Origin of the sequence: Polynucleobacter sp. HIN5, assembly GCF_030297555.1 — a bacterium.
Classification (GTDB): Bacteria; Pseudomonadota; Gammaproteobacteria; order Burkholderiales; family Burkholderiaceae; genus Polynucleobacter.
Window position 1 is genome coordinate 671,001 of the sequence record NZ_AP028136.1, and the last position, 16,967, is coordinate 687,967.

A 16,967-nucleotide genomic window follows, 5' to 3' on the forward strand; every position below is an offset into this window, starting at 1 on the left:
ACTGCGTACATGAGACAAACCATTTTGCGGATCCTCTGGGTTTTGGGTGGGGCAAGTGTGGCGTTGTTTTTGGCCTTGCATGTGGTTCGTCCACAAGATTCCACCTTATTACTTGCCTCCTTGGGTGGCTCAACACTATTCTTGTTTGGTCTAACAACACTGCCGCCGACGCAGCCCAGGGCATTATTTGGTGGCCATCTCCTATCTGCCCTCATTGGAGTGATCTGCTATCAAGTCTTTGGCGATTCAACTTGGGTATTGGTCGTATCGGTGCTTATTACGATCGCGGTGTTATTGCTAACGAAGACAGTGCATCCGCCCGCAGGAGCCAACCCCTTGATCATGATTCATGCGCATGCTGGGTTTATGGATATTTGGACCCATGTTCTGCTGGGCGTCCTCGTATTGGCTGCCACCACATTTGTTTGGTCACGACTTGGGATCGGCACTGCAAAGTACCCTATCAAATGGAATCAGGAGTCTCCGCCCGGACCCCATTGGGGTCCTTGGGGATCAGTCTAAGCTTGATTAATTAACAAACGAACCGCTTTGGCTAATTCGAGTGGAGTCATGCCATTAGGCCCGATTCCGGATTGAACCAGTTGATCAGCGGCGCGCGCATGAAGCTCAACGGCAAGACAAGTTGCCTCCCATAAATTGAGATGATGGCGAATCCCTTGAGCCGCAAGTGAGGCGATAAGGCCTGTTAGGACGTCCCCCATGCCACCGGTTGCCATGCCAGGATTACCCGCTTGACAGGTATAGATCGCATCAGCTGGCGAACCAACTAATGTATCGTGACCTTTGAGAACCACATAGCATCGAAATCGATCAATTAGTAACTGAATAGCCCCTGATCTATTGGCCTGAATCTCACCCGCCGATACACCCAATAAACGAGACGCCTCGCCGGGGTGAGGCGTAATTGTGCAGGGATCTTTACGCTCTCGTAATAATTGCGCTAACCGTGGGTGGTCAGCAATCAGATTTAAGGCATCCGCATCTAAGATCAGTGGACCAGAGAAGGCAAGACCTGCCTCCAAGAATTGCAAAGCTTGGTCACCCAAGCCCAAGCCGGGACCAATCGCAAGGCAATCCGGTTGTATGCGCTCAATGAAATCATGGGCGTTGACCACCTCACTAATGTCCTGAACCATCAACTCCGGTTGATCAATCTGCACATGAGCCGATTTAGAATCCAAGACCCCAATAATCGTCCAGCCCGCGCCACTATAAAGCGATCCATACGCGGATAAAAAAATAGCACCTGCCATACCTGGTGCACCACCTATTAGCAATACCTTCCCCATATCGCCTTTATGCTCATGGGGCTTACGAATCAAGCGGGCACGCAGCGCAAGGGTATTTAGGTTTGGCATGACTAGAGAGGGTAGGTGCTATGAAGCTGAGGCAGATGAATATGGTCCCAGCCCAGTTGTGAATGGATGGCTGCCTTCAGTTGTTCTGCAGCATAGGGTTCTCCATGCGTAATATAAATATGCGTTGGAGCTTGTCGAAATCCTTTTAACCAACGTATGAGTCCAGCCTGATCAGCATGGGCTGATAAACCGCCAATGGTATGGATAGAGGCTTTGACAGAAATTTCCTTACCAAATAGATGAACGATTTTTGCTTGATCAACAAGCCGCCGTCCCAATGTCCCTTCTGCCTGAAAACCGGTGATGATGATCGCATTATTACGGTGAGGTAGATTCCATTTGAGATGGTGCACAATGCGACCGGCCTCGCACATGCCGCTAGCAGAGATCACAATGGCGCCGCCTTTAATGCGATTGAGTGCTTTGGACTCTTCAACGTCGGCAATAAAACGTAAATCTAGGCGGTTAGGGTTGTTTTGATACCAATCGAAGATAGCCTGCGCTGCTTCATCGAGGGAGGAACGATATTCCTCGGTCAATCGAGTCACAGATGTAGCCATTGGCGAGTCAACCCAGATATTAAGATACGGCAAACGTTTGCGCCGAATTAAATCCATTAATACAAAAATGATTTCTTGGGTGCGACCAACCGCAAATGCGGGAATGATGATATTGCCATTGTGCTTGAGTGTATTCGTAATGACCTCTACGAGCTCATTCTCTGTGTCCTGTAGCGATCGATGTAAGCGATCGCCATAAGTCGATTCCACAATTAAGGTGTCAGCATGCTCAATTAGCTCAGGGTCGTTCATTAGCGGCCGCTCAAACATTCCTAAATCACCCGAGAAGACGGTGCGATGACTTTGTTGATTTTCTTTTTGAATATCGATCACCGTAATTGCGGCTCCCAGGATATGCCCGGCATCTAAAAATTCAATTTCGATCCCTTGACCAGGGCTAAAGCGGCGGTGATAAGGTACGGCCTTAAGTTGCGCTAAGCAATCGATGGCCTCGAGGGTGCTATAAAGAGGAACTGGAAGATCACCTTTCCAGCGGCCCTGAGCTTGTTTGCGTTGAGCGCGTTCATAATCGGCTTCTTGCAGATGCGCGCTATCCAAAAGCATGATTTTGAGTAAAGAGGCTGTCGCAGGAGTGCAATAGATAGCCCCCCGAAACCCTTGGGCGCATAAGCGCGGCAATAATCCACTGTGGTCAATATGTGCGTGGGTCAGAACCACAAAATCGAGCTCACGGGGAGAAATTGGGAGTTCAGCCAAATTTTTATCGTCCGCCTCTCGACCTCCTTGAAACATTCCATAATCCACCATAAAGCAGTGGTGAACCCCACATGCTTTGCCGCGGATAAGGTATTTGGAGCCGGTGACCTCTTGGCCCGCGCCAAGGAATTGAATATGCATAAAAAAATTAGGGATATAGGCGGCTGAATTTGATATGGATCAAGGGAATACCCAATAATATTGCTACACTGCTAGCACTGATTACATTGTGGAGGAGGATCATATGAAAATACTACTACCAATTGACGGCTCAAAGACTTCGTTGAGTGCGGCCAAATACGTTGCTCAATTAGTTGGCAATATGCGCAGTAAGTGTTCCGTTACTCTGATTAATGTCCACGATGACTTCGGCCTCAATCACGTTAAGCAATTTGTCAGTAAAAGCGTAGTGGATGACTATTTACGTGAAATCAGTGAGAAAGAGTTAAAGCCCGCCCAGAAAGTTCTGGATGCAGCAGGCGTTAAGCACAACATGATCATCAAGCGCGGTCATGTGGCGCAAGAAATTCTACAAACTGCCACAAAAGAAAAGTTTGACATGATTGTGATGGGCGCTAAAGGTCGTGGCGGTATGCTCGATCTCTTGATTGGATCAGTTGCTCAACGGGTTGTATCATCAGCCAAGCAGCCTGTTCTCTTGGTGAAGTAATTTGCCATGAACACGATAGAAGGGCTGCCTTGGCAGCCCTTTGTTTTTGTTTGACCTAAAGCGCTTTCATTATCAAACCAATTGCAACGAGCCCCGAGAATCCGGCAAAAATGAGCTGAGTCCATTGGCTACTGATGCGAGGAGCGATTAGGCGACCTGCCATCATTCCGACAATGGCGCCGATTGCGAACGGGATCGCCACTAACCAGTTCATGGTCCCCGCCAGCCCTGAGCCCACAACACCTCCGAGTGAAATCAGAGACAGAACGCCCAAAGAGGTAGCAACGATCGATTGTATTGGTAGATCACTGATGCGTTTGAGTGCTGGAACAATTACAAAGCCACCCCCAACACCTAAAAGACCTGATAAAAATCCTGCCAGCGCTCCAGAGCCAATCAGAGCCCGTGCGCAAGGGACGGTCCAAATCAAACGACCAATCGATAAATCAAGGGAGCAGGGTACCGCTTTTGGTTCTTTATATACGCCCTTGGATTGCTGGTAGGCCTCTATGAAAATTCGTCCAGCGACGTAGAGGAGAACCAAAGAAAAAATCAGCATTAAGGGTCGATTGGGAATTTGGTGGGCTAACCAAAGCCCTGCGGGGGAGAGCAGCAAGCCTGCTAAAGCTAATAGCATGGCAGCGCGGTAACGCAATAATCCAGTTCGTAATGCCATGATGGCACCTAGTGCGGATGCTACGGTTACTGCCAATAGTCCAATAGGACTTGCCTCAACCATGGGCAGATGGAGAACAAAGACAAGCAAAGGAACCGATAAGATCCCACCCCCGGCACCCGTTAGCGCCATGATGAGGCCAACGAATACACCAAGCCCTGCGGGGATGAGGTGGGGTTGTAAAAGACCGATTAAATCCATCAAGATAGTATCAACGACTTGCCATTAGTTAAACTATAATATATTATATATTTATATATATTGTAATTCATCTTGAATAGGGGGTAAAGCATGCAAAAGCCAATCGTTAAAGCCTTTTTCGATCAGGGAACATGGACCTTTACCTACGTGGTTTATGAAAAACCGAATACGCCATGCGTGGTGATTGATTCGGTGCTGAACTATGACCCAAAATCTGGCCGTACTAAGACGAAGTCTGCCGATGAGGTCATTGCCTTCGTCAAAGAACAGGGGCTCACCGTGGATTGGATTTTAGAGACCCATGCACATGCGGATCACCTCAGTGCTGCGCCGTATCTTCAAAAGCATCTTGGTGGCAAGATCGCCATTGGTTCGCATATTCAGGATGTGCAAAAAGTATTTAAAGGAATATTCAATCTTGAGAGTGACTTTCCGACCAATGGCTCCCAATTTGATTACTTGATCGAAGAGGGCCGGGATTTGCATGCAGGTAAATTAATCATCCACCCCTTATTTGTTCCCGGACATACACCAGCATGCATGGCTTATGTGATTGGTGACGCCATCTTTGTTGGCGATACGATCTTCATGCCCGATGTTGGGACTGCACGTTGTGATTTCCCGGGCGGGAACGCCAATACGCTGTACCAGTCGATGCAAAAGATTTTGTCCTACCCAGATGACACACGTTTATTCATGTGCCATGATTACCCACCTACCGATCGCCCGATCGCCTATGAAACCACGGTAGGCGAGGAGAAGCGGAAAAATATTCATGTGCATCAGGGGGTCACCGAAGCTCAGTTTGTGGAGATGCGTAATCAGCGTGATCAGACCTTGGAGATGCCAGTTTTGATCTTGCCTTCGATTCAGGTCAATATTCGTGCCGGTCACCCACCTCCGGCCGAAGCAAACGGTAAGACCTATCTCAAAATCCCGTTTAACGTTCTCTAATTGGTGACTCGATGGCTATCAATATCAATTTAAAGAAAATGCGCCAATCGGCTGATAAGGCAGTTGATTTGATGAAAGTTTTGGGAAATCGAGACCGAATGATGTTGTTATGTGAAATTAACCAGGGGGAAAAATGTGTGGGCGAGTTGGAAGATTCTTTGGATATTCATCAGCCAACCCTCTCACAGCAACTAACGGTACTCCGAAAGAAAAAACTGGTTAAAACACGTCGCGATGGTAAGCAAATTTATTACTCCAGCGCTAACCCTGTGGCGATGTCGGTAATGAACTTGCTATACCAAAACTACTGTAAATAACGAATGGATTTAAAAGGAGGTTTATGATGCAATGTAATGTTGGCCATACAGATCGGGTCTTGCGAATAACTGCAGGAAGTTTATTAATTCTTTTATCTTTAAGCGGAGTGATTGGAGCATGGGGCTGGATCGGGGTTGTGCCATTAGCAACCGGCATCTTTCGTTTCTGCCCAGCGTATCCGCTCTTAGGGATGAATACTGCCAAGAAAAAGTAGCAGATTAATCATGGGTAGTTTTAAGGAAGACGTCAAAGAGACCGCTGTTGCGCTTCTTGAAACGGCTCAGGACCAGTACCGTGATGCCGTCAGTTTCGTTAAAGAAACATGGCCTCTGCTTGTTCTTTTGGCCATTATCCTAATTGGCCTCATCGCCTACTGGAATCCACCGCCTCCGCGGCATATTGTGATGGCCTCTGGCATCGAAGGGGGGTCGTACGAGCAATTGGCAGCGAAGTATGTGGAGTTCTTTGCAAAAAAAGGTGTCACCATTGAGCTGGTGCGTACCGAAGGCTCCCAAGAAAACATTAATCGTCTCGCCGATCGTAAAGATCCGGTCCAAGCGGCTTTTGTTCAGGGCGGATCCTTGCATGTCAAACAAGTTCCCGGTATTGAGTCGCTTGGCAGTATTGACTATGAGCCGATCTGGGTTTTCTATAAAGGGTCATTTGTAAAAAACGGCCTTTTAGATCTCGATCGATTTGCTAAGGCTCGCTTAGCGATCGGTCCCGAGGGTAGTGGCACCCATGTTCAGGCGATGAAAATCTTGGGAGCGGGAGGCGTTACCCGTATGCCAACCTTTTTATCACTCGAAAACGATCAAGCAGTGGTTGCTCTACAAAAGGGCGAAGTTGACATGGTAGTCATGGTGGATGGCTTGCGCGCTAAAAATGTACAGACTTTATTAAATGATCCGAATATTAATATTCTCAACTTTGTTCGAGCCGCTGCCTACACAAAAAATATTCATTACCTTGAAGAACTCGAAGTGCCTATGGGCAGCTTTAATATTGCGCGTAATTTTCCGCCCACTGATACCAAAATGATTTCGACCGTCACCAATTTGTTAATTGATGATCGGATGCACCCAGCCATTCAGTTTCTATTTTTAATGGCAGCACAAGAGATTAATGGCAAAGAATCCTTTTTTGCTAAGCGTGGCGAGTTCCCTGCATTTATGAACTCGGAATTTCCAGAAAGCCCCATTGCGCAACAGTTTCAGCAGCGCGGTTTACCGGTCTTAATGGATTTCTTGCCATTTTGGGTAGCTGAGTTTATTCATCGGATGTTCTTTACCTTACTGCCATTCTTTGCGATTGCCTACCCCATTGTTCTTTCTTTGCCGAGTTATCGTTTAAGGCGCGTGCGAGCAAAACTCAATCGCATCTATGGAGAGCTAAAGTTGTTTGAGAATAATTTATTAATTAGCTACGATCCCAATAAGATTCCCGAGTATTTGGAAAGGCTAGCGGATATGGAAAGGCGTGCTTTAGCCCTAAAAGTTCCAAAGAGCATTTCCAGCGATTTTTATACGCTAAGAGGTAGTATCGATTATGTACGCAACGCACTGAATCGGGGCGATCATCAAATTCTGGGTCGTGAGAGTTCCATTTGATTTGGGATGCCATCATTGTTGGTGGCGGAGCTGCTGGGCTCTTTTGTGCTGGAATTGCTGGTCAACGCGGTAAAAAAGTTCTGGTACTGGATCACGCCCCAGCATTGGGAGAGAAGATTCGTATCAGTGGTGGCGGGCGATGTAATTTCACAAATCTGAACTCAGCTCCCGAGCATTTTTTATCCCTCAATCCCCATTTTGTAAAAAGCCCCCTGGCGCGGTATTCATCAAAGGACTTCATTAGTCTCGTACGTGAGTACCGCATTCCGTTTCATGAAAAACATCGTGGCCAACTATTCTGTGACGATTCTGCAAAAGACATTATTCAGATGCTACTAACTGAGTGCCATAAGGGTGGTGTCACTATTCAGCATCCAGTATCTGTTACCCAAATTATCAAATCGAAATCGAACTGGACTTTAGAAACAACCGATGGAATCAAGCAAACCACTCATTTGATTATTGCGACCGGGGGGTTGCCGGTTCCCGCAATTGGCGCGAGTGATTTTGCTCTGCAAATTGCCAAGCAGTTTGAAATCCCAACTACTCCGGTGCGCCCCGCATTGGTGCCACTTTCGTTCACCTCTAGCGAGTTTTCAGTATTCACCAGCTTGGCTGGGATCAGCTTTGAAGCCAGCGTCCAGGCAGGACATCGTAACCATGGTTATGGAACCTATCGTTTTGATGAAGATCTATTGATTACCCATAAAGGACTCTCTGGCCCCGCCATTTTGCAAGCCAGCAGCTATTGGCAAGAGGGCGAAGCGATCCATATCAATTGGCTGGGAAAGACTGATTTTGATGCGCTCTTTTCTGAGGCGCACCAGAAAACGGTCGATGCCATCCTTACGGAGATATTGCCGCAACGCGTTGCACAATTACTAACTGAGCAACTCAAGCTCAATAGACGCAATTGGGCAGAGGTATCTAAGAAAGATCGAGGAGCCTTGCGCAATCATTTAACCAAGGCGCAGATGAAGCCCGCGGGAACTTTGGGATGGAAAAAAGCGGAGGTCATGTTGGGTGGGGTCGATACCAAAGCATTGGATGGCAAAACCATGATGGCTAAACAACATCAGAATCTTTACTTCATTGGCGAGTGCGTGGATGTTACGGGCCATCTTGGAGGGCATAATTTCCAGTGGGCCTGGTCGTCGGCGTTTGTTTGTGCAAATGCACTGGCTGGCTAGAATTCGATTTCAATAGATTACATGGGGAGTGGTGATGGGCTTACTAATTGATCGTGTTGATCATCTGGTGCTAACGGTTACAGATATCGAGAAAACCACGCAGTTTTATGAAAAGGCGCTCGGTTTTGAACGGGAGTTTTTTAAAGGGCCTGAAGGGCAACCTCGTTATGCTTTGTTATTTGGTCAATACAAGATCAATCTGCAAGATAAAAATACCGAGACCCCGACCAAGGCAAAAGTGCCAACTATTGGGGCAGGTGATTTTTGTTTGATCTCTAAGGTGCCACTCGATGACGTCATTGCGCACCTCCAACAAGTTGGCGTGGTGATCGATACCGGACCCGTGCAACGGCGAGGCGCCTTGGGCCCCATTCGCTCGGTGTATTTTAGGGATCCAGATGGAAACCTGGTTGAAGTGGCCGAGTACGTCTAATTTTCACTACTATGTCCCTCAAAAGCCCCAATATGGGGCTTTTTTCTATTTTATTAAACAATTGATTTAAAAGGATATTTTTATCCTTATTCCCATATAAAGGCATATTGACACCTAAATATGTATATTTTTATTGACAAAGATATATGTAAAATTAGAATTACACTTATGAAAAGTAGGTTATTACGATTTTGTGGCAGAGGGTGTCATAAAACCCGCGTGCGGGTGGAGCACGAGTAGTAGGGTGTCTTTCAAAGGGAGAAAACTATGTCAGACCCAAACAAGGTATGGCCCACCGGCTTAACGGAGGCTGAATCTGAAGAGTTACACCGTAATCTGATTCAGGGCACGCAGTTTTTTGGCATGATCGCAGCTCTTGCCCATTTGCTTGCGTACATTTATTCGCCTTGGCTGAAATAAGGAGATAAAAATGATTTACGGAAAAATGTGGTGTGTCGTAAAACCATCCGTCGGGATCCCATTGTTCTTGGGCGCCTGCGCAGTTGGTTCATTTGCTGTTCATACAATGATTCTCAACAATACAACGTGGGTTAAAGCATTTTTGAATGGCAATGCTGATAAAGTGGCTAGCGCCTCAGCATCGGCAGCAGCAGCACCTGCAGCACCTGCAGTGAAGAAGTAAAGTACTTTAATTTTTCACTAGTCCGAGGTCGGCGGGCCTCGGACTTTTTGCATTTTGATAGTGAGTCTTGACGCCGGTTGATCCTGATGGTGAGATAGCTATACATGAAACGCTTAAGCGAGAAACTCGTGCAATCCTGGACCAGCCTTGGTCCTAAATTTCTGCCGTTTGCGGATGCCGCTACTCCCGATTTACCCCTTTCGCGACTGCTGCGCCTTTCTTTATTTCAAGTTTCGGTTGGTATGGCCTTGGTCTTATTGATTGGCACGCTCAATCGCGTGATGATCGTTGAGCTTGGGGTGCCTGCTTCCTTAGTGGCGATGATGGTTTCATTGCCGCTCGTGTTTGCACCATTTCGAGCATTGATTGGTTTTCGCTCCGACACCCATCGCTCTGAGCTTGGCTGGCGACGCGTCCCATACATTTGGATGGGAACACTCGTACAGTTTGGCGGACTTGCAATCATGCCATTTGCCTTACTAGTTCTATCTGGCGGCGGTCAGTCCGCAAATGCTCCTGCTTGGATTGGTCAGGCCTCTGCCGCATTGGCATTTTTGCTGGTAGGCGCTGGTATTCATATCACCCAGACCGTTGGCTTGGCGCTAGCGACTGACTTAGCGCCACAAGAATCGCAACCCAAAGTGGTTGGTCTCATGTATGTGATGCTGCTCCTTGGAATGATTGTGAGCGCTTTTGTGTTTGCAGCAGTCTTAGAGGATTTTTCACCAGGTCGTCTGATTCAGGTGATTCAGGGATGCGCAATTACGACGATGATTCTGAATGTGATTGCGCTGTGGAAGCAGGAGACCCGTGATCGAAATCGTCGTTTTAAGAATCCCGACCAACCCACGTTTAAACAATCTTGGGAGCTCTTTTGCAAAGGCGATCACGCTATTCGTCGTTTAACTGCAGTTGGTTTGGGAACCATGGCGTTCACCATGGAGGATGTTCTGTTAGAGCCCTATGGTGGCGAGATTCTAAAACTCAGTGTTAGCTCCACCACATTCTTGACGGCAACCTTGGCAATCGGTGGCTTAATCGGATTTGGTCTTGCATCGCGTGTGCTCAGTCGTGGGGCTGATCCATTTCGGATGGCCAGTATGGGTGCGCTGCTTGGCTTACCCGCCTTTGTGGCAGTGATTCTTGCAGCCCCCTTAGCCTCCGCATCGCTCTTTAGCTTCGGGGTCTTTCTTATTGGTTTTGGAGGTGGCTTATTTGGTCATGGCACATTAACCGCCACCATGAATCTAGCGCCGCCGGAGCAACGCGGATTGGCTTTGGGTGCCTGGGGTGCTGTGCAGGCCACGGGAGCAGGGATTGCAATGGCTCTGGGCGGAGTGATTCGTGATCTTGTCAATTACTTCGCGATAAACAGTTACTTCGGTGCCGCTCTAGTAGATCCAAGCACGGGATATATTGCTGTATATGCCATTGAGATCGTGCTCTTGGTTGCAACGATCGTTGCGATGGCTCCATTCATCAAGCAACGGGTAATGCCGCAACCCTTGCAAACGAGTTCAGGCAATATGGGTCGTAGTTCTTAATCAAGGAGAAAGCGATGGAAGCAGGTTACGTTGTTGCAATTTTGATCGTTGCGATTGGCGCTATGGTCACCATTCGGAACATGAATCGCCGCAAGTAAGTATTGCTTAGGAATCGCCTTTGCGCTTTTTGCCCAAAAACGATTCCACGATGATCGAACAAAATACCGCCCCTAGAAGGGCGGTGATCACGGCCATGATTGGACCGCTGATTTGCATACCAAACGCATAGCCAAATTTCAGGCCGATACCCACTGCAATCAGGTAGGGGATCCAAAAGAGATAGTTGCGAAGATTCTTCATGGGTACCATCTTAGCTGGAGACGTTCCAATCAGCAATTTTCATGGGGTTGGATCATAATGAATCATCATTTGGAGGATTCATTATGGTGATAAAAAGGCTAGCTATTACTGTCTTCTCAATCGTGTTTTCATTGGGCGCGATCGCAGCAGATACGACCCCAAGTGAGTCAGCCCCCTCTTGGCAAGCGGATGCGCAAAAAGAGATTAAGGCAAATAATTATGATGCTGCCATCAAAACACTACTTGCAGCCAATCAACCCAATTCAGCAGATTGGAATAATTTGCTCGGTTATGCACAACGTAAAAAGACCCCGCCGGATTTAGCTGCTGCAGAGCGCTACTATCAGGCCGCCCTCAAGATTGATCCAAAACATCGTGGTGCCTTAGAGTACTACGGCGAGTTATTTTTAATGAAAAATGATTTAGCTGGAGCCGAACAGATGCTTGCCCGACTCAATAAGGCCTGCTTCTTGCCGTGCGAGGAGTATCGCGAGCTAAAAGATGAAATTGCTAAGTACAAGGCTCAAAAAGGCATAAAGTAGGCCTCAGCTAAAAATCGGGGCCCGGGTCTCAATATCTGAGAAAATAGAGTTTTGATTAATGAGTTTAAAGACCCGCCACCATGCCAGCAGGGAGAACCACGCTTTCAGAGTATTTAAGCCAGCAATCGGCTCAGCACCCATCACTCCACCCTGATCTTGGTTCGCTTGTATTAGAAATTGCCAAAGCTGTTCAAGAAATCGCTTTATTAACCTCTCAAGGAGCGCTTGCTGGCGTATTGGGCAGTTTAGAGAGTCAAAACGTTCAGGGCGAGACCCAAAAGAAATTAGACGTTCTCTCCGATGAGATTTTGATTCAGACCTTTCGATCTGGCAATCTCGTGGCTGGAATTGCGTCCGAAGAGAATGATGAGCCACTGAGTAATCCCAAGGGTGGATCCTTTCTATGTTTATTTGACCCACTCGATGGCTCATCCAATATTGACGTCAATGTCTCTGTCGGAACGATCTTTTCAATACTATCGACAACTCCGAACACCACGCTGACCGTGAGCGATTACCTGCGTCCGGGTCGCCAACAGATTGCAGCAGGGTATGCGATTTATGGACCGGCAACCATGCTGGTCTTTAGTTTGGGGCACGGCACACATGGCTTTACCTTTGATGCGGCGTCGGGCGAATTCATATTGACGCATCCAGATATTCAGGTTCCTGCGGACACTAGCGAGTTTGCCATTAATGCGAGCAATGAGCGCTTCTGGGAGCCACCCGTGAGTCGCTACATCAATGAATGTAAGCAAGGAAAAACCAACGTGCGGGGACGTGACTTTAATATGCGTTGGATTGCGAGCATGGTGGCAGATGTACACCGCATCCTAATGCGCGGTGGAGTATTTATGTATCCCAAAGATACAAAGGATCCAAGTAAGCCAGGGCGCTTGCGTCTCATGTATGAAGCAAACCCGATGACATTTGTTATTGAGCAGGCTGGCGGCTTGGGTTCTACGGGGCGTCAACGTATCTTGGACGTTCAGCCGGAGAGTATTCATCAGCGAATCCCCGTCATTTTGGGATCCAAAAATGAAGTAGAGCGTATTGAGGAGTATCACCGCGAACATGATCGCGCGTAACACTAATAACAAGTATGGATATGAGTACAACATCACTGAATCGTCGCGAACTGGCTAACGCTATTCGCTTTTTGGCCATCGATGCCGTTGAAAAATCCAAGTCGGGTCATCCGGGCGCACCGATGGGCATGGCAGACATTGCCGAGGTCTTATGGCGCGATCACCTGCACCATAATCCTGCCGACCCGGCATGGATTAATCGGGATCGCTTTGTGCTTTCCAATGGCCATGGATCGATGCTGATCTATGCCTTACTGCATCTCACCGGCTATGCCGTCAGCATTGACGATCTTCAGAAGTTCCGCCAGTTGCATAGCATCACGGCTGGCCACCCCGAAGTCGGCATCACGCCCGGCGTCGAAACGACTACCGGCCCCCTTGGCCAAGGCCTCGCCAATGCGGTGGGGATGGCTCTGGCCGAATCGCTACTCGCTAAGCGCTTTAATCGCCCTGGCCACTCCATCATTAATCACCACACCTATACTTTTTTAGGAGATGGCTGCCTGATGGAGGGCGTGAGTCACGAGGCCTGCTCCTTAGCAGGAGTCTGGGGCTTAAATAAACTCATTTGCTTTTATGACGACAACGGCATCTCAATTGATGGGCATGTCGATGGTTGGTTTCGAGACGATACCGCTAAGCGGTTTGAGGCCTACGGTTGGAATGTGATTGGCCCGATTGATGGTCACAATGCCAATGCCATCGCACACGGCATCGGGCAAGCCAAGAGTGAGTCCAAGCGCCCGAGCCTGATTATTTGCAAAACCACGATTGGATGGGGAGCCCCCAACATGGCGGGCACCCATGATGTACATGGTGCACCCTTGGGTGAGAAAGAAGCCCAAGCAACCCGCCAAGCATTGGGCTGGACACATGCGCCGTTTGTGATTCCGCAACCCATCAAAGATGCATGGAGTGCGATCGCGGCAGGTAAGGCCAAACAGGCTGCTTGGGATGCAGCTTTTGCTAACTACCAGCGTGAGTTCCCTGAGCTTGCCAAAGAGTTACTGCGCCGCGTCGCTGAAACCTTCCCTGAGGGTTGGGCCAATACCAAGTCGCAACTCTTTGCGAGCATGAAAGCGATTGAGGCACCGACAGCCAGTCGCAAGTCATCGCAACAGGTTTTGGAGGTCTTGGTCCCAGCTCTACCTGAGCTATTAGGTGGTTCTGCTGATCTCACCGGTTCTAACTTGACCGCTGCGAAAGCCAGTGTCACCTGGCATCAAAAGCCTGATCAAGTAGCAAACTACCTATCCTATGGTGTGCGCGAATTTGGTATGAGCGCCATCATGAATGGCATTGCATTGCATAAAGGCTTCATCCCTTATGGAGGCACCTTCGCGGTGTTCTCAGATTACGCCCGTAATGCCATGCGTATGAGTGCTCTCATGCACCAGCGGGTCATTTATGTGTTGACGCACGACTCGATTGGTCTGGGGGAAGATGGCCCGACCCATCAACCGATTGAACATGCGGCTAGTTTGAGACTGATCCCAAATCTTGATCTCTGGCGCCCCTGCGATGGATTTGAAACTGCCGTCGCTTGGACTGCTGCCATTGAGCGCACCGATGGACCCAGCGCACTCTTTTTATCTCGCCAAAATTTACCCCAGCTCACCCAGACAATCACTGAAGCCCAGGTATTGAAGGGTGGTTATGTCTTATCCGACTCCCCCAATCCTGAGGCGGTACTGATCGCAACCGGCTCCGAAGTGAGTCTAGCGATGCAAGCCCAAGCGCTCTTGCGCACCAAAGGTAAGTCGGTACGCGTGGTATCCATGCCATGCACCTCAGCTTTTGATCGTCAGTCTCTAGAGTGGCAAGAGGAGGTCTTGCTCAAGGGTGTTCGCCGGATTGCGATTGAAGCCGGGCAGGGTGATCTTTGGTGGAAGTATGTCGGTTTAGATGGTGCTGTTATTGGCATTAACCGGTTTGGAGAATCTGCGCCTGCACCAGCGGTTTATCAAGCCTTGGGTGTTACCGTTGACCGGATTGTTGAACTTGTTTTGTCCTAGAGGAAAAAATGGCATTAATTTCATTAAGACAGCTTTTAGATCACGCCGCTGAGCATCATTACGGACTGCCAGCATTCAATGTCAATAATATGGAGCAGATCCATGCCATCATGCAGGCCGCTGATCAAGTCGATAGCCCCGTGATTTTGCAGGCTTCAGCAGGCGCGCGCAAATATGCGGGGGAGCCATTTCTTCGGATGCTAGTGCTGGCGGCTGTTGAGCAGTATCCTCATATTCCGATTTGCATGCACCAGGATCATGGCGCATCACCCGCCGTCTGCCAAGCCTCAATTCGTAGTGGCTTTTCTAGTGTGATGATGGACGGCTCACTAAAAGAAGATGCCAAGACCCCAGCTGACTTTGCCTATAACGTGGATGTGACCCGTCGGGTTGTGGATATGGCGCATGCGGTTGGCGTCTCAGTGGAAGGTGAGTTGGGTTGCTTGGGTTCTTTGGAAACTGGTCAAGCGGGCGATGAGGATGGTAGTGGTGCAGAGGGTGTTCTCGATCACTCGCAACTCCTCACAGATCCAGACGAGGCAGCTGAGTTCGTTGCCAAGACCCAGGTGGATGCACTAGCGATTGCCATTGGTACCAGCCATGGTGCGTATAAGTTCACTAGACCACCCACTGGGGATATTTTGGCCATCGATCGCATTAAGGCTATCAATCAACGGATACCCAATACGCATTTAGTGATGCATGGATCATCGAGTGTGCCGCAAGAGTGGTTGGCGATTATTCGTGAACATGGCGGCACCATTAAAGAGACCTATGGTGTGCCAGTAGAAGAGATCGTTGAAGGAATTAAGCACGGTGTGCGCAAAATTAATATCGATACCGATATTCGTTTAGCGATGACCGGGGCAATACGGAAATTTTTCTCAGAACACCCAGAAGAATTTGATCCACGCGCTTTTCTCAAGGTTGCTACAGCGGCTGCTAAAGGGATTTGCGAGGCACGCTTCAAATCCTTTGGATGCGCTGGGCAAGCGAGCAAGATTAAAGTGATTCCTTTGGAGAAGATGGCAGCGCGCTACGCCAAGGGAGAACTAAAAGCGATTGTGCAGTAATGATTAAGTACAAGAAATCAAGAGGAAAACATGACGATCCGAGTTGCAATTAATGGATATGGCCGGATTGGCCGGATGGTATTGCGCGCTCTCTACGAAGAGGCGATGCAAAATAAAAAACGCGATATCCAAATCGTCGCCATTAATGCGATGGGCGATATTGATATCAATGCGCACCTCACCCAATATGACTCCGCCCATGGCCGTTTTCCTGGCACGGTAACTGTGGATGGTGATTACATGGTGGTCAATGGCGATCGGATTCGGATGTATTCAACCCGTAACCCCCTCGAAACCCCATGGGGCAAAGAGGGTGTTGATCTGGTGCTCGAGTGCTCAGGTAAGTTCACCTCCAAAGAAAAGGCGATGGTACACATACAGCAGGGCGCCAAGAAGGTATTGATTTCAGCCCCTGGTGAAAAGGATGTCGATGCTACGATTGTGTATGGCGTCAATCAGAAGGTCTTAAAACCCACCGATGTGGTGGTCTCTAATGCAAGCTGCACCACCAATTGCTTGGCACCCCTCGTTAAGCCGCTACTAGAGAAGATTGGAATTGAATCTGGCCTCATGACCACGATTCATGCGTTTACCAACGATCAAGTGCTCACCGATGTGTATCACAAGGATAAGCGTCGGGCACGCTCAGCCGTGAGCAGCATGATCCCCACCAAAACCGGTGCTGCAAAAGCGGTTGGTCTCGTCCTGCCAGAACTAGCTGGCCGCTTTGATGGCTTTGCGATGCGTGTACCTACTATTAATGTCTCGGTCGTTGATCTCACCTTTATTGCCAAGCGTCCTACCTCCGTGGATGAAGTTCATCAAATACTGAAGGCGGCTAGTGAGCATGAGCTCAAAGGCATTTTGGGCTTTAATACGTTGCCCTTGGTATCGATTGACTTTAATCATGACCCCCGACCCAGTATCTATGACGCCTCGCAAACACGGGTCTCGAGCGATGGCAAGCTGGTCAAGGTCCTAGCCTGGTACGACAACGAATGGGGCTACTCCGTGCAAATGCTCAATGCAGCAGAAACCCTGATGGCGGTATAAG

Annotated in this window: 20 protein-coding genes; 16 read left to right on the plus strand and 4 right to left on the minus strand. The window is 48.6% G+C overall.

Annotation, left to right across the window (positions count from 1 at the left end):
- Positions 1–9 precede the first annotated feature (9 nt).
- Entirely contained in the window at positions 10–522 is a 513-nt protein-coding gene (locus QUE61_RS03510; RefSeq protein WP_286307709.1) for an HPP family protein, read from the plus strand.
- Here QUE61_RS03510 and QUE61_RS03515 read toward each other — a convergent pair.
- A complete protein-coding gene (locus tag QUE61_RS03515; RefSeq protein ID WP_286307710.1) occupies positions 519–1,379 on the minus strand; it encodes an NAD(P)H-hydrate dehydratase in 861 nt (286 codons plus the stop codon). The genes QUE61_RS03510 and QUE61_RS03515 overlap by 4 nt on opposite strands.
- Before the next feature lie 2 nt (positions 1,380–1,381).
- Positions 1,382–2,797 carry an MBL fold metallo-hydrolase RNA specificity domain-containing protein gene (locus QUE61_RS03520; RefSeq protein WP_286307712.1) on the minus strand — a complete coding sequence of 472 codons (1,416 nt, stop codon included), beginning with the start codon at positions 2,795–2,797 and terminating at the stop codon, positions 1,382–1,384.
- 103 nt (positions 2,798–2,900) lie between these two features.
- On the opposite strand from QUE61_RS03520, the gene QUE61_RS03525 reads away from it, so the two are divergent.
- Complete coding sequence (locus QUE61_RS03525) at positions 2,901–3,326, plus strand: universal stress protein (RefSeq protein WP_286307713.1); 426 nt, start codon at positions 2,901–2,903, stop codon at positions 3,324–3,326.
- Positions 3,327–3,381: 55 nt separating this feature from the next.
- On the opposite strand, the gene QUE61_RS03530 is transcribed toward QUE61_RS03525, so the two are convergent.
- Positions 3,382–4,203: a sulfite exporter TauE/SafE family protein gene (locus QUE61_RS03530; RefSeq protein ID WP_286307714.1), complete on the minus strand. Its 822-nt coding sequence runs from the start codon at positions 4,201–4,203 to the stop codon at positions 3,382–3,384.
- A gap of 90 nt (positions 4,204–4,293) precedes the next feature.
- Between QUE61_RS03530 and QUE61_RS03535 the strand changes: the two genes are divergently transcribed.
- The 9 genes from QUE61_RS03535 (at position 4,294) to QUE61_RS03575 (ending at position 10,895) form a co-directional block, all read left to right on the plus strand.
- Positions 4,294–5,157, plus strand: coding sequence for an MBL fold metallo-hydrolase (locus QUE61_RS03535; protein ID WP_286307715.1), 864 nt, complete (start codon positions 4,294–4,296; stop codon positions 5,155–5,157).
- Positions 5,158–5,168: 11 nt separating this feature from the next.
- Positions 5,169–5,474, plus strand: coding sequence for an ArsR/SmtB family transcription factor (locus tag QUE61_RS03540; RefSeq protein WP_286307716.1), 306 nt, complete (start codon positions 5,169–5,171; stop codon positions 5,472–5,474).
- A gap of 26 nt (positions 5,475–5,500) precedes the next feature.
- Positions 5,501–5,689, plus strand: a complete 189-nt coding sequence (locus tag QUE61_RS03545) for a YgaP family membrane protein (protein WP_108509323.1) — start codon at positions 5,501–5,503, stop codon at positions 5,687–5,689.
- Between the two features lie 10 nt (positions 5,690–5,699).
- Complete coding sequence (locus QUE61_RS03550; RefSeq protein WP_286307717.1) at positions 5,700–7,085, plus strand: TAXI family TRAP transporter solute-binding subunit; 1,386 nt, start codon at positions 5,700–5,702, stop codon at positions 7,083–7,085.
- The gene (locus QUE61_RS03555; protein WP_286307719.1) at positions 7,082–8,275 is read left to right on the plus strand and encodes a BaiN/RdsA family NAD(P)/FAD-dependent oxidoreductase; all 1,194 of its coding nucleotides are present in this window, start codon (positions 7,082–7,084) and stop codon (positions 8,273–8,275) included. Before QUE61_RS03550 ends, QUE61_RS03555 begins: the two co-directional genes overlap by 4 nt.
- Positions 8,276–8,309: 34 nt before the next feature.
- Complete coding sequence (locus QUE61_RS03560; RefSeq protein ID WP_286307721.1) at positions 8,310–8,708, plus strand: VOC family protein; 399 nt, start codon at positions 8,310–8,312, stop codon at positions 8,706–8,708.
- 267 nt (positions 8,709–8,975) lie between these two features.
- On the plus strand, positions 8,976–9,128 hold the full coding sequence (gene pufB / locus QUE61_RS03565) for a light-harvesting antenna LH1, beta subunit (protein ID WP_108508170.1): 153 nt from the start codon (positions 8,976–8,978) through the stop codon (positions 9,126–9,128).
- A 10-nt stretch (positions 9,129–9,138) separates the two neighbouring features.
- Positions 9,139–9,351 carry a light-harvesting protein gene (locus QUE61_RS03570; protein WP_108508171.1) on the plus strand — a complete coding sequence of 71 codons (213 nt, stop codon included), beginning with the start codon at positions 9,139–9,141 and terminating at the stop codon, positions 9,349–9,351.
- 104 nt (positions 9,352–9,455) lie between these two features.
- Positions 9,456–10,895: a PucC family protein gene (locus QUE61_RS03575; RefSeq protein ID WP_286307723.1), complete on the plus strand. Its 1,440-nt coding sequence runs from the start codon at positions 9,456–9,458 to the stop codon at positions 10,893–10,895.
- A 105-nt stretch (positions 10,896–11,000) separates the two neighbouring features.
- Here QUE61_RS03575 and QUE61_RS03580 read toward each other — a convergent pair whose 3' ends face one another.
- The gene (locus QUE61_RS03580; protein WP_286307725.1) at positions 11,001–11,195 is read right to left on the minus strand and encodes a hypothetical protein; all 195 of its coding nucleotides are present in this window, start codon (positions 11,193–11,195) and stop codon (positions 11,001–11,003) included.
- 83 nt (positions 11,196–11,278) lie between these two features.
- Between QUE61_RS03580 and QUE61_RS03585 the strand changes: the two genes are divergently transcribed.
- The 5 genes from QUE61_RS03585 to gap all read left to right on the plus strand — a co-directional run bounded on the left by QUE61_RS03585 (position 11,279) and on the right by gap (position 16,966).
- Positions 11,279–11,737, plus strand: a complete 459-nt coding sequence (locus QUE61_RS03585) for a tetratricopeptide repeat protein (RefSeq protein WP_286307727.1) — start codon at positions 11,279–11,281, stop codon at positions 11,735–11,737.
- 80 nt (positions 11,738–11,817) lie between these two features.
- Positions 11,818–12,825, plus strand: coding sequence for a class 1 fructose-bisphosphatase (locus QUE61_RS03590; protein ID WP_286307729.1), 1,008 nt, complete (start codon positions 11,818–11,820; stop codon positions 12,823–12,825).
- A gap of 20 nt (positions 12,826–12,845) precedes the next feature.
- Positions 12,846–14,840 (plus strand): transketolase, encoded by a 1,995-nt coding sequence (tkt, locus tag QUE61_RS03595; protein ID WP_286307730.1) that lies wholly within the window; start codon positions 12,846–12,848, stop codon positions 14,838–14,840.
- Positions 14,841–14,848: 8 nt separating this feature from the next.
- Positions 14,849–15,913, plus strand: a complete 1,065-nt coding sequence (gene fba, locus QUE61_RS03600; RefSeq protein WP_286307732.1) for a class II fructose-bisphosphate aldolase — start codon at positions 14,849–14,851, stop codon at positions 15,911–15,913.
- Between the two features lie 30 nt (positions 15,914–15,943).
- On the plus strand, positions 15,944–16,966 hold the full coding sequence (gene gap / locus QUE61_RS03605; protein ID WP_286307734.1) for a type I glyceraldehyde-3-phosphate dehydrogenase: 1,023 nt from the start codon (positions 15,944–15,946) through the stop codon (positions 16,964–16,966).
- Position 16,967: the final 1 nt, after the last annotated feature.

What these genes read in the sequence shown, in the direction of transcription:
- QUE61_RS03510 (WP_286307709.1), top strand. Translation starts at nt 10, where the DNA reads ATGAGACAAACCATTTTGCGGATCCTCTGGGTTTTGGGTGGGGCAAGT.
- QUE61_RS03515 (WP_286307710.1), bottom strand. Translation starts at nt 1,379, where the DNA reads ATGCCAAACCTAAATACCCTTGCGCTGCGTGCCCGCTTGATTCGTAAG.
- QUE61_RS03520 (WP_286307712.1), bottom strand. Translation starts at nt 2,797, where the DNA reads ATGCATATTCAATTCCTTGGCGCGGGCCAAGAGGTCACCGGCTCCAAA.
- QUE61_RS03525 (WP_286307713.1), top strand. Translation starts at nt 2,901, where the DNA reads ATGAAAATACTACTACCAATTGACGGCTCAAAGACTTCGTTGAGTGCG.
- QUE61_RS03530 (WP_286307714.1), bottom strand. Translation starts at nt 4,203, where the DNA reads ATGGATTTAATCGGTCTTTTACAACCCCACCTCATCCCCGCAGGGCTT.
- QUE61_RS03535 (WP_286307715.1), top strand. Translation starts at nt 4,294, where the DNA reads ATGCAAAAGCCAATCGTTAAAGCCTTTTTCGATCAGGGAACATGGACC.
- QUE61_RS03540 (WP_286307716.1), top strand. Translation starts at nt 5,169, where the DNA reads ATGGCTATCAATATCAATTTAAAGAAAATGCGCCAATCGGCTGATAAG.
- QUE61_RS03545 (WP_108509323.1), top strand. Translation starts at nt 5,501, where the DNA reads ATGCAATGTAATGTTGGCCATACAGATCGGGTCTTGCGAATAACTGCA.
- QUE61_RS03550 (WP_286307717.1), top strand. Translation starts at nt 5,700, where the DNA reads ATGGGTAGTTTTAAGGAAGACGTCAAAGAGACCGCTGTTGCGCTTCTT.
- QUE61_RS03560 (WP_286307721.1), top strand. Translation starts at nt 8,310, where the DNA reads ATGGGCTTACTAATTGATCGTGTTGATCATCTGGTGCTAACGGTTACA.
- pufB (WP_108508170.1), top strand. Translation starts at nt 8,976, where the DNA reads ATGTCAGACCCAAACAAGGTATGGCCCACCGGCTTAACGGAGGCTGAA.
- QUE61_RS03570 (WP_108508171.1), top strand. Translation starts at nt 9,139, where the DNA reads ATGATTTACGGAAAAATGTGGTGTGTCGTAAAACCATCCGTCGGGATC.
- QUE61_RS03575 (WP_286307723.1), top strand. Translation starts at nt 9,456, where the DNA reads ATGAAACGCTTAAGCGAGAAACTCGTGCAATCCTGGACCAGCCTTGGT.
- QUE61_RS03580 (WP_286307725.1), bottom strand. Translation starts at nt 11,195, where the DNA reads ATGAAGAATCTTCGCAACTATCTCTTTTGGATCCCCTACCTGATTGCA.
- QUE61_RS03585 (WP_286307727.1), top strand. Translation starts at nt 11,279, where the DNA reads ATGGTGATAAAAAGGCTAGCTATTACTGTCTTCTCAATCGTGTTTTCA.
- QUE61_RS03590 (WP_286307729.1), top strand. Translation starts at nt 11,818, where the DNA reads ATGCCAGCAGGGAGAACCACGCTTTCAGAGTATTTAAGCCAGCAATCG.
- tkt (WP_286307730.1), top strand. Translation starts at nt 12,846, where the DNA reads ATGAGTACAACATCACTGAATCGTCGCGAACTGGCTAACGCTATTCGC.
- fba (WP_286307732.1), top strand. Translation starts at nt 14,849, where the DNA reads ATGGCATTAATTTCATTAAGACAGCTTTTAGATCACGCCGCTGAGCAT.
- gap (WP_286307734.1), top strand. Translation starts at nt 15,944, where the DNA reads ATGACGATCCGAGTTGCAATTAATGGATATGGCCGGATTGGCCGGATG.